The organism is Serratia sp. TSA_105.2 (assembly GCF_052692115.1).
Genome location: NZ_JBQZFT010000012.1, coordinates 93110 through 104653, shown reverse-complemented (window position 1 = coordinate 104653; position 11544 = coordinate 93110). Strand labels below are relative to the sequence as shown.

Genomic DNA, 11544 nt, shown 5'->3' with positions numbered 1-11544 from the left:
CCATGGCGGTTTCGCCTAATGCGCTATGCCTGCGTTCGGCGTCTTCAAGGGCGTCCAATACCGTGCTCATCTCCGATTCCTCTTCTCTGCCATAACCTTATAAAGGACGGGTTGCCCGGTAGCTGCCAGCTCAGGTGTTGACCTTTGGTGCGCATCACCGGCTGCCGAGCAAGACGGCGTTGTCAGGGGCAACTGGCCAGGGAAGGCCGGTTGAGGCGAGACTAACAGGGACGTTTGTCGCAGCCGACCCGCCCGACAATGCAGACGCGGCGAGGACAAATCTGCCGGGAGCAGATTTGAACGCTGCTTGCAGCGGCCCCGAAGGGGCGAGGCCCAGGATGGGCCGAGTAATTTCCGCACAGCGGACAGATGGTGTTAAGCGAAGGCGTGGGTGGAGGGGCCGCGCCTTCGGCCCCTCCAATTGCCGTTTATTGTAGTAACAGAGAAATGCGGAACATCTACGGCAATTCAGGCTGCACGAAACACACAAAGATGGGATAAAAAATGCCAGTCAGGCTTAATTGACAAGTATTAACGTCTTCGCCTGGCATTTTCTTTATCAATCCTAAATTCCCAACAGCGCGGCCAGATAAGGCGCCGCGTCAATGCGACTTCATGCCCGCCGCGGTCATCAGCAGGCGGAACAGCGAGGCGACCACGAACAGCCCCAGCACGCTGGCGCTCCAGATGATCACCAGCCAGCCGATGCGTTTCCACCAGGGCGCCGGCGCAGCGGTTGCCGTTTTATCTTGCATAGCGTCCTCCCTCCTCAGTGATAGCCGTGTTCATGGCTGATCTTGCCGCGGAACACGTAGTAGCTCCAGAAGGTGTAGACCAGAATGATCGGGATGATGAACAGCGCGCCCACCAGCATAAAGCCGAGGCTCTGCGGCGGGGCGGCGGCGTCCCAAAGGCTGATGGCCGGCGGGATCAGGTGCGGCCAGATGCTGATGCCAAGCCCGCTCAGGCCGAGGAACACCAGCAGCAGCGTCAGCATGAACGGCGAGTAGTGCGCGCCGCGTTTCACACCGCGCTGAATTCCCCAGGCGCTGAGCAGCACCAGCAGCGGCACCGGCAGCAGCCAGAACAGGTTCGGCAGCGTAAACCAGCGGGCGGCGATTTCCGGATGCGCGATCGGCGTCCAAATACTGACCGCGGCCAGCACCAGCAACAGGATCGCCAGCAGCGGCGTCGCCAGATGATACATGCGCGCCTGCAGGTCACCGGCGGTTTTCATCACCAGCCAGGTACAACCGAGCAGGGCATAGGTCACCACCAGCCCCAGCCCGCAGAACAGCGCGAACGGCGTCAGCCAGTCCAGCGCGCCGCCGGCGTAGGTGCGGCCTTCGACCGGGAAGCCGTTGATCACGGCGCCTACCACCACACCCTGGCTGAAGGTGGCGAACAGTGAGCCCCAGATAAATGCCTTGTCCCAGATATGGCGTTTCTCCGGCTTCGCCTTGAAGCGAAACTCGAAGGCCACGCCGCGGAAAATCAGCCCGATCAGCATCAGCGTCAGCGGGATCGCCAGCGCGTTGAGGATCACCGAGTAGGCCAGCGGGAAGGCGCCGAACAGCGCCGCACCGCCCAGCACCAGCCAGGTCTCATTGCCGTCCCACACCGGGGCAACGGTGTTCATCATCAGATCGCGGTCGCCGCTCTCTTTCACCCACGGAAACAGGATGCCGATGCCCAGGTCGAAACCGTCCATCACCACATACATCATGGTGCTGAACACGATGATCACAAACCAAATCAGCGGAAGATCGATACCCATGTTCAGCTCCTGTCGTCCAGAGTGTCGTTGACCGCGGACAGCGGACGCGCCGGCCGGCCCTCGGTATTGTCTTCTTGGTGTTCATGCGGCTGCGGCCCTTTGCGGATCAGGCGCATCATGTAGGAATACCCCACGCCGAACACCGAGCAGTAGACGATGATGAACGCCAGCAGGCTGATGCTCATGTGCAGGTCGCCGTGCGCGGAGACCGCGTCCTTGGTGCGCAGCAGGCCGTACACCACCCACGGCTGGCGGCCGATCTCGGTGGTGAACCAGCCCGCCAGCAGCGCCAGCAATCCGGAAGGACCCATCCACAAAATGAAGTACAGGAACGGACGCGACTGATACAGCCCGCCGCGCCAACGCAGCCACAGGCTCCACACCCCGGCCAGAATCATCAGCATGCCGAGCCCGACCATGATGCGGAACGACCAGAACACCACGGTGGAGTTGGGGCGATCTTCCGGCGGGAAGGATTTGAGTGCCGGCACTTGTTCGGTCAGGCTGTGGGTCAGGATCAGGCTGCCGAGGTACGGCACCTCCAGCTTGAAGCGGGTCTCTTCGCGCTGCATGTCCGGCCAACCGACCAGGATCAGCGGCGTGGCTTCGCCCGGCGGGTTTTCCCAGTGGCCTTCGATGGCGGCGATCTTCGCCGGCTGGTGCTTCAGCGTATTCAGGCCGTGCGCATCGCCGATCAGCGCCTGCACCGGCGCGACGATCAGCGCCATCCACATCGCCATCGACAGCATCTTGCGCATCGCCGGGGTGTCGCGGCCGCGCAGCAGGTGCCAGGCGGCGGAGGCGCCGACGAAGAACGCCGAGGAGAGGAAGGCGGCGGTGGACATGTGCAACAGGCGGTACGGGAAGGACGGGTTAAAGATCACCTTCAGCCAGTCGACCGGTACTACCTGGCCGTTGATGATTTCATGCCCCTGCGGCGTCTGCATCCAGCTGTTGGAGGCCAGGATCCAGAAGGTGGAGATCAGCGTGCCGAGCGCCACCATGCAGGTAGCGAAGAAGTGCAGGCCGGGGCCGACGCGGTTCCAGCCGAACAGCATCACGCCGAGGAAACCGGCTTCGAGGAAGAAGGCGGTCAGCACTTCATAGGTCAGCAGCGGCCCGGTAATGCTGCCGGCGAACTCGGAGAAGAAGCTCCAGTTGGTGCCGAACTGATAGGCCATCACCAGCCCGGACACGACGCCCATGCCGAAGTTAACGGCGAAAATCTTTGACCAGAAATGGTAAAGCTCGCGGTAGGCTTCATTGTGCGTTTTCAACCATAACCCTTCCAGCACCGCCAGATAGCTGGCTAAACCGATGGTGATGGCGGGGAAGATGATATGGAAAGACACGGTGAAGGCGAACTGTATTCTGGCGAGTTCCAGTGCATCAAGACCCAGCATGGCGCCTCCTAGGGTTGAACATAAATTAACCTCTTGAGTATAGCTGTCATTTTTATGTGAAATACTTGGCGTTAAGTTAAGCACGGAGTACAGTGACTATAATAGTGACAGTTATTTTACTTTTTCATATAACAGTTAATGGTTATGACCCGATACGAGCAGCTTGCGCAGCAGATTAGAGAACAGATCCAGAACCGGGTGTGGCGGGCGGGCGACAAACTGCCTTCGCTGCGCGAGAGCGGCAAACGTGCCGGACTGAGCCTGATGACGGTGGTGCAGTCCTATCAACTGCTGGAGAGCCAGGGGTGGATCGTCGCCCGGCCGCAGTCGGGCTACTACGTGGCGGCGCGTCCGCAGCCGCTGCCCCAGCCTTCGCGCGGCGAGAAACTGTTGCTGAGCGAGCAGGTGGACATCAACGCCTTTATTTTCGACGTGCTGCAGGCCTGCAAGGATCCGGATATCGTGCCTTTCGGTTCAGCCTTTCCCGACGCCACGCTGTTCGCCCAGCCGAAGCTGGCGCGCGCGCTGAGCAGCGTGGCGCGCAAGTTCACGCCGCACAGCTCACTGGCCAACCTGCCGCCGGGCAACGACGCGCTGCGGCGGCACATCGCCCAGCGTTATGCGCTGAGCGGGATGCAGGTTGCGCCGGACGAGATCGTCATCACCGCCGGGGCGATGGAGTCGCTCAGCCTCAGCCTGCAGGCGGTGACCCAGCCGGGCGACTATGTGGCGATCGAGTCGCCGGCGTTTTACGGCGCGCTGCAGGCGCTGGAACGGCTGCGGTTGAAGGCGGTGGCGATCGCCACGCATCCGCAGGACGGTATCGATCTGGACGCGCTGCAGCAGGCGGTGGAACAGTATCCGATCAAAGCCTGCTGGTTGATGACCCACTTCCAGAACCCGCAGGGCGCCACCCTGCCGGAGGCCAACAAGCAGCGTCTGGTGACGCTGCTGCGCGACCGACAGATTTCGCTGATTGAGGATGACGTTTACGGTGAGCTGTACTTCAGCGCGGAACGGCCGCTGCCGGCCAAGGCGCTCGACAGCGGCGGCCAGATCCTGCATTGCTCGTCGTTTTCCAAATGCCTGGCGCCGGGCTTTCGCGTCGGCTGGGTGGCGGCGGGGCGTTATGCGCAGCAGATCCAGCGTTTGCAGCTGATGAGCACCGTTTCCACCAGCGTGCCGACCCAGATGGCGCTGGCGGATTATCTGCTGCACGGCGGCTATGATACCCATCTGCGGCGGCTGCGGCGGCTGCTGGCCCAGCGCCAAAGCGCGATGCGTCAGGCGATCGCCCACCATTTCCCGCCGACGGTGAAGGTCAGCCAGCCCGACGGCGGCTACTTCCTGTGGCTGGAGCTGGATCCGGCGCTGTCGTCGATGGAACTGTACCGGCGGGCCCTTTCGCGGGGCATCAGCATCGCGCCGGGGCGTATGTTCACCACCGGCGACCATTTCAACCACTGCTTCCGTCTCAACGCCTCTTTTGAATGGAACGATCGGTTTGAAGAGGCGATCAAAACCTTAGCCAAACTTATCCGGGGGCTGGCGGCGGCAGGCTGAATCGCATTTTGCACGGCGCCTCGCCACAGAAAAATTCATAATGCTTTTTTCGGCAATGGAATGCCGGTTTCGTTGTTAGACAGCCCTCCAGCCGCCCATTACTCTGCGATAAATTTTGTCACATTTTTATCAACGGGAAGACGAGGGGCTGTGGGTGAGCAGAATAAAAAATAGGTTAAACAAACTGTTGCGATATCGGCTGACGCCGCTGGCGTTGGTCTGCGCGCTGGGGCTGAGCGCCGGCGCGCAGGCGGAAACGCTGGCCGAAGGCATCACGCCGGCCAGCGACGCCGCTCGGGTACCGGCCGCCGCCAAGCTGCGCAAAGACACCGTGGTGGCGGGCATCTCGGAGCCGCAGGGGATTTTCAACCCGTATCTGTTCACCAACGGCTGGGACGAGAACGTGACCGACGTGATCTTCAGCCGCCTGATCGGCCTGGACAGCCAGGGCAAGCCGGAAGGGCGGTTGGCGGAGTCCTGGCAGGTCAGCCCCGATAATCTGACCTACACCATCAAGCTGCGGCCGAATCTGGTCTACAGCGACGGCTCGCCGCTGAAAGCCGACGATATCGCCTTTACCCTGACGCTGCTGCACGATCCGGCCTATGACGGCGACACCGACATCACGCCGGCGCACATCCAGGGTGGCGCCGAGTATAAAAACGGCACCGCCGCCGGCATCAGCGGCCTGAAGGTGATCGACGATCGCACCATTCAGATCGTCACCACCCAACCGGGCGCGACCACGTTGCAACTGATCGGCGGCCCGGTGCTGTCGCGGGCTTACTACGGCAAAGACTATCAGCGCGGCAAGCTTGACGGCGTGCGCGCCTTCAACGGCAAGCCGCTCGGCAACGGCCCCTATATTTACGACAAGTACGTGCCGGGGCAGGAGATCCGCTTCCACGCCAACCCGAACTTCTACCTCGGTGCGCCGCCGATGGCGCGCTTTATCTACCGAGTCACCAACCCGGCCACCAACTTCCAGCTGTTCCAGACCGGTGAGACCGACTACGACGCTTTTACCGCCAAACCGGACGATATCGAACAGCTCAAGCTGCTCGGCTTCGCCAATATCAACCTTTACAGCTCAAGCGATTACAGCCGCATCGACTTCAATCTCAAGCGCCCGGCGCTGCAGGACAAACGGGTGCGTCAGGCGCTGATCTACGGCCTGGATCGGCAAAGGCTGATCGCCGTGGTGTACCAGGGTTACGGCAAGGTCGCCAACCAGCCGATCTCGCCGATCTCCTGGGCTTATGACGCGAACGGGATCAATCCCTACGCTTACGATCTCGACAGGGCCGGGAAGCTGTTGGACGAGGCAGGTTGGCGAGTGGGCGCGGACGGCATTCGGCAAAAAGACGGTAAAAAGCTGGAACTGACGCTGCTGGTGACCAAAAAGCTGATCAACGATGCGCTGGTGCCGATCGCCAAGGATAACTATCGCCGGCTCGGCGTGGTACTGAAACCGCAGGTATTGGACTTCAACGCGCTGCTGGCGCAGCGCAAGGCGGGCAATTACGACCTGGCGTCCCTCAGCACCAGCACGCTGAACGATCCGCACGACGGCGTGCGCGATTTCATCAGCAGCGAGAGCGAAACCGGCTATCACAACTCGCAGGTAGACGCGCTGATCGCCAGGGCCAACGCTACGCTGGATATCGCGCAGCGTAAGCCGCTGTACCACCAGCTGTATCAAGCGCTGGCGGACGATCCGCCGGTGATCCTGCTCGGCAACCGCGAGATTTTGAGCGCCAGCAGCGCGCGCGTCATCGGCTTTAAACCGGATATCTACAACGGTTTGGTCGGCAGCCTGCCGAACGTCAAACCGGCGCCGTAACGCCCTGACGCCGCCGCGCCACTCCGGGCGGCGGCGATGGAACCCGCGATGAGAAACTTTATCCTGCGCCGTCTGTTACAGACTATCCCGATGCTGTTGCTGGCTTCCTTGCTGATTTTTTGCATCTTCGCCCTGGCGCCCGGCGACTTTATCGACGGCAACATCAACCTGACCGCGCAACGCGCCGCCGAGCTGCGGGCGCTGTACGGGTTGGATCAGCCGTTGTTCAGCCGCTACCTGCACTGGCTCGGCCGGCTGCTGCAGGGCGATCTCGGTTTTTCGCTGCAGTACCAGATCCCGGTCAGCACGCTGCTGAACCAATACATCTGGAACTCGTTCCTGCTGGCGGCGGTGGCGATGGTGCTGTATTGGGGCATCGCGCTGGCGGTGGGGGTGATCTCGGCGATGAAACCCTATTCGCTGTTCGATCATCTGATCACCGTGGCGGTGTTCGCCGCCATGTCGTTTCCGACGTTCTTCCTGTGTCTGCTGCTGATCAAATGGTTCGCCGTCGATCTGCACTGGTTGCCGGCGGGCGGCATGCTGCGCACCGGCAGCGAAGCGAGCGGACTGGCCTGGGCGCTGGAGGTGGCGGCGCACCTGCTGCTGCCGGTGCTGGCGCTGGTGATGCTGCAGGCCGGCAGCCTGACGCGCTATTTCCGCGCCAGCATGCTGGACGTGATCCGCATGGACTATATCCGCACCGCGCGCGCCAAGGGGCTCAGGGAGAAAACGGTGATCCTCAAACACGCGCTGCGCAATGCGCTGTTGCCGATCGTCACCCTGCTGGGGTTCGAACTGCCGGGATTGTTCTCCGGCGCGCTGATCACCGAAAAAATCTTCAACTGGCCGGGCGCCGGACATATCCATATCGATTCGCTGGCGGCGCGTGATTACCCGGTACTGATGGGATTCACGCTGTTTCTGGCGGCCCTGACCATCCTCGGCAATCTGCTGGCGGACATTCTGTACGCCTATGCCGATCCGCGCATTCGTTTGAGGTAACGCTATGTTGGCTACGTTGTTTTTCGGCCGCCGTCGCCGCTGGCGCCAGGCGCAGCTGCCGGCACTGGCGCAACTGTCGCCGCCGCCCGCCGCGCAGGCCTGGCGACGGCTGCGCCGCCACCGGCCGGCGATGATCTCGCTGGCGTTGCTGGTGCTGTTGGCGCTGCTGTGCCTGATTGGGCCGTCGCTGTCGCCGTGGCGCGACGACGCCGGCGATGTGCTGAATATCAATCAGGCACCGAGCGGCGCGCACTGGTTGGGCACCGACTTTCTCGGCCGCGATATCTGCACCCGGCTGCTGCTGGCGGGGCGGATATCGCTGACCATCGGCCTGGTGTCGATGCTGCTGTCGGTGACGCTGGGCTATGTGCTGGGTGCGCTTGCCGGTTATCTGGGCGGTGTGGCGGATCGGCTGATCATGCGCTTCGCCGATCTGCTGATGACCATTCCCGGCCTGCCGCTGCTGATCATCATGGGGGCGATGCTGACCGAGCTCGACGTCTCGCCGGACTACCGCATCTACATGGTGATGATCATGCTGAGCCTGCTGGGCTGGCCGTCGCTGGCGCGGCTGGTGCGCGGCCAGATCCTGTCGCTGCGCGAGCGGGATTTCATGCTGGCCACCGAGGTGCTGGGGCTCTCCACCCGTCGGCGTCTTTTCGGCCATCTGCTGCCCAACACCGTGCCGATTTTGGTGGTGGTGGCCACCATGGCGGTGGCCAACGCCATCCTCAGCGAATCGGCGTTGAGCTACCTCGGGCTGGGCGTGGTGCCGCCGACGCCATCGTGGGGCAACATGATGGATGCCGCCAACAGCCTGATCGACTTTCAGCGCCGCCCCTGGCTGTGGATGCCGCCGGGGCTGGCGATTTTCGTCACCGTGGTGGCGATCAATATCTTGGGCGACGGCCTGCGGGACGCGCTCGATCCGAAAATGAACGGGGTAACACCATGAGTCAACCGCTGGTGGCGTTCGATCGACTGTCGGTGTCGTTTCAGGGAGAGCAAGGGCCGGTGCGGGCGGTGCAACAGGTCAGCCTGGAACTGCAGGCCGGGCAAACGCTGGGGATCGTCGGCGAGTCGGGCTGCGGCAAAAGCGTGACCGCCATGGCGCTGATGGGGCTGTTGCCGCAGCCGCTGGCGCAGGTAGACGGCGGTGAGATTCGCTTTGAAGGGCAGAACCTGCTGTCGCTGCGGGCATCAAAGATGGCCGATCTGCGCGGCAACCGGCTGGCGATGATCTTTCAGGAACCGATGAGCGCGCTCAATCCGGTGTTGACCCTCGGCGAACAGCTGGTGGAGCCGCTGATTCGCCACCTGGCCCTGTCGCCGAAAGCGGCCTGGGGTCAGGCGGTGCAACGGCTGGCGGAAGTGGGGTTGGCGCGTGCGGAGGCGCTGATGCGCTGCTACCCGCATCAACTGTCCGGTGGCATGCTGCAGCGCGTGATGATCGCCATGGCGATCGGATGCCGCCCGGCGCTGCTGATCGCCGATGAGCCGACCACGGCGCTCGACGTCACGGTACAGGCGCAGATCCTGGCGTTGCTGCGCGAGCAGAGCCGGCGACATAACATGGCGATGATCTTGATCACCCACGATCTCGGGGTGATCGCCCAGATGACGGACCGGCTGGCGGTGATGTACGCCGGGCGCGTCGTCGAGCAGGGCACGACGCGGGAAGTGTTGGACGAGCCGCGGCATCCTTATACTCAGGGTCTGATCGCCTCGCGGCCGGTGCCGGGCCAGCGGCTCCGCCGCCTGTATTCCATTCCCGGCCAGGTGCCGGATCTGGCGCGCTTGCCTGAACACTGTGCGTTTGCCGAGCGTTGTGCGCAGGCCTCCGCTCGCTGCCGCGATGGCATTCCGCCGCTATACGGCACACCACAGCGCCAGTCCGCCTGTTTCCTCAACGCCGGAGGGCGCCCCCATGTCGATTGAACCTCTGGTGGAAGTGAAAGGATTAAAGAAATATTTCCCGCTGCGCGACGGGCTGTTCGGGCGAACCACCGGCCAGTTGAAGGCGGTGGACGACGTCAGCTTCAGCATTCGCAAGGGCCGAATTTTCGGGCTGGTGGGCGAGTCCGGCAGCGGCAAAACCACCGTCGGCCGCACGCTGCTCGGCCTGCACGACAAAACCGCCGGCGAAGTGATGTTCAAAGGGAAGACGCTGGATAGCCTGAGCAAAGAGGCGTTGCGCGCTCTGCGGCCGAAAATGCAGCTGGTGTTTCAGGATCCCTACAGCTCGCTGAATCCGCGCCTGCGCGTAGGCGACGCCATTGGCGAAGCGCTGTTGCAGCACGGCCTGGCGAGCAAGGCGGAACTGCGCGAGCGGGTGCTCGATACCCTGTCGATCTGCGGGCTGTCTCCACAGCATTACGGGCGGTTTCCGCATGAGTTTTCCGGCGGCCAGCGCCAGCGCATCGGCATCGCGCGCGCGCTGATCCTGCAGCCGGAGTTTATCGTCGCCGACGAACCGATATCGGCGCTCGACGTGTCGATTCAGGCGCAGATTATCAATCTGTTTTCCGATTTGCAGGAACGGCAGGGGGTGACGCTGCTGTTTATTTCGCACGATCTCGGCGTGGTAGAGCATCTGTGTCAGGACGTGGCGGTGATGTACCTGGGGCAGATCGTCGAGAGCGCCGACCGCGATGCGTTATTTCGCCGGCCGCTGCATCCCTACACGCAGGCCTTGCTGGCGGCGGTGCCGACGCTGGATGCGCATCGCTTGCCGCCGCAGGTGGCAAGCGGCGAACCGCCGAATCCCGCCAACCCGCCGCGCGGCTGCCGTTTCCATCCGCGCTGCCCGCTGGCCACGGCGCAGTGCCGTGAACAGGCGCCGCACCTGCGCAGCGTGGCGCCCGGTCATCAGGTGGCGTGCCACGTGGTCGGTTAGCGTCAGGACAGGTAGTGCTTCAACGCGCGCCCGGCCTGGTGGATCGCCGAATGCACCGCCGGGACGTGGGCGAGCGGGTTCAACAGGCCGTAGTCGTGGATCAGCCCGTTATAGCGGGTGGCGGTGACCTCGACGCCGGCGGCATCGAGCAGACGCGCGTAGGCTTCGCCCTCATCGCGCAGAACGTCCAGCTCGGCGGTTTGCACCAGCGCCGGCGGCAAACCCCGCAGCTGTTCCGGCGTGGCGTTGAGCGGCGAGGCGTAGATGTCTTTGCGCTGCGCCTTATCGGGCGCGTAGCTGTCCCAAAACCACTTCATCATGTTGCGAGTCAAGAAATGGCCTTCGGCGAACTGATGATAGGAGTCGGTATCAAACTGGGCGCGGGTGACGGGCCACAGCAGGATCTGGCAACGCAGCGCCGGTATGCCTTTCTCTTTGGCCATCAGGCTGACCACCGCCGCCATATTGCCGCCGGCGCTGTTGCCGACCACCGCCAGCCGCGAACCGTCGACGTTGATCTTCTCGCCGTACTCGGCCACCCATTCGGTGGCGGCGTAAGCCAGGTTGATCGCCTCAGGGTAGCGCACCTCCGGTGAACGGGGATAGTTGACGAACACCGCCGCCGCGCCTGAGCTGTGCACCAGATCGCGCACCAGCCGTTCATGGGTGGGGAAATCGCCCAGCACCCAGCCGCCGCCGTGAAAGAACATGAATACCGGCAACGCCTCTTTGACCCTGGCCGGCCGCACCAGCTGCAATAGAATATCCTGACCTTCTACGTGAATGGTTTTCTCGCTGATCTCGACCTCGCGCAGCGGCACCTCGACGCTGCGCTGCGCGTCCTCCAAGACCCTGCGCGCCTCTTTGGGCTTCATCTGTTCCATGGGTTTACCGCCGCCGGCATTCAGCGCGTCGAGAAACGCGCGGATGTCGTGCTGGGCGTGTGGCTGGCTGAGATCGACGGTTTTCTTGGGCATGGTGACTCCTTGTGCGCAGAAGAGAAGGGGCGGTCAGGATCACAGTGTAGACGCTGGCGCACAAAGCAGGAGCCGCGGTC

10 protein-coding genes are annotated in these 11544 nt (G+C 62.9%); 6 read left to right on the top strand and 4 right to left on the bottom strand.

All coding sequences use genetic code 11. The features are described 5' to 3' along the window. Nucleotides 1-602: 602 nt before the first annotated feature. The 3 genes from ACUTSC_RS22890 to ACUTSC_RS22880 are packed head-to-tail and all read right to left on the bottom strand — an operon-like array spanning nt 603 to nt 3180. Nucleotides 603-755, bottom strand: coding sequence for a DUF2474 domain-containing protein (locus ACUTSC_RS22890; protein WP_071605360.1), 153 nt, complete (start codon nt 753-755; stop codon nt 603-605). Between the two features lie 14 nt (nt 756-769). Further along, nucleotides 770-1777, bottom strand: a complete 1008-nt coding sequence (gene cydB, locus ACUTSC_RS22885; RefSeq protein ID WP_197767888.1) for a cytochrome d ubiquinol oxidase subunit II — start codon at nt 1775-1777, stop codon at nt 770-772. Between the two features lie 2 nt (nt 1778-1779). Next, a complete protein-coding gene (locus ACUTSC_RS22880) occupies nt 1780-3180 on the bottom strand; it encodes a cytochrome ubiquinol oxidase subunit I (protein ID WP_004934615.1) in 1401 nt (466 codons plus the stop codon). 144 nt (nt 3181-3324) lie between these two features. Here ACUTSC_RS22880 and ACUTSC_RS22875 point away from each other — a divergent pair, with 144 nt between their 5' ends. The 6 genes from ACUTSC_RS22875 (at nt 3325) to ACUTSC_RS22850 (ending at nt 10487) form a co-directional block, all read left to right on the top strand. Further along, complete coding sequence (locus ACUTSC_RS22875; protein ID WP_107226590.1) at nt 3325-4743, top strand: aminotransferase-like domain-containing protein; 1419 nt, start codon at nt 3325-3327, stop codon at nt 4741-4743. A 187-nt stretch (nt 4744-4930) separates the two neighbouring features. Continuing rightward, the gene (locus ACUTSC_RS22870; RefSeq protein WP_445653556.1) at nt 4931-6586 is read left to right on the top strand and encodes an ABC transporter substrate-binding protein; all 1656 of its coding nucleotides are present in this window, start codon (nt 4931-4933) and stop codon (nt 6584-6586) included. Nucleotides 6587-6634: 48 nt separating this feature from the next. Further along, on the top strand, nt 6635-7591 hold the full coding sequence (locus ACUTSC_RS22865) for an ABC transporter permease (protein ID WP_048234726.1): 957 nt from the start codon (nt 6635-6637) through the stop codon (nt 7589-7591). 4 nt (nt 7592-7595) lie between these two features. Further along, on the top strand, nt 7596-8546 hold the full coding sequence (gene opp4C, locus ACUTSC_RS22860) for an oligopeptide ABC transporter permease (protein ID WP_197772873.1): 951 nt from the start codon (nt 7596-7598) through the stop codon (nt 8544-8546). Next, nucleotides 8543-9529 carry an oligopeptide/dipeptide ABC transporter ATP-binding protein gene (locus ACUTSC_RS22855; protein ID WP_197767886.1) on the top strand — a complete coding sequence of 329 codons (987 nt, stop codon included), beginning with the start codon at nt 8543-8545 and terminating at the stop codon, nt 9527-9529. The genes opp4C and ACUTSC_RS22855 overlap by 4 nt, the downstream gene beginning before the upstream one ends. Continuing rightward, nucleotides 9519-10487, top strand: coding sequence for an oligopeptide/dipeptide ABC transporter ATP-binding protein (locus ACUTSC_RS22850; protein ID WP_197767885.1), 969 nt, complete (start codon nt 9519-9521; stop codon nt 10485-10487). The genes ACUTSC_RS22855 and ACUTSC_RS22850 overlap by 11 nt, the downstream gene beginning before the upstream one ends. Nucleotides 10488-10489: 2 nt before the next feature. On the opposite strand, the gene ACUTSC_RS22845 is transcribed toward ACUTSC_RS22850, so the two are convergent. After that, entirely contained in the window at nt 10490-11464 is a 975-nt protein-coding gene (locus ACUTSC_RS22845; protein ID WP_197767884.1) for an alpha/beta hydrolase fold domain-containing protein, read from the bottom strand. Nucleotides 11465-11544: the final 80 nt, after the last annotated feature.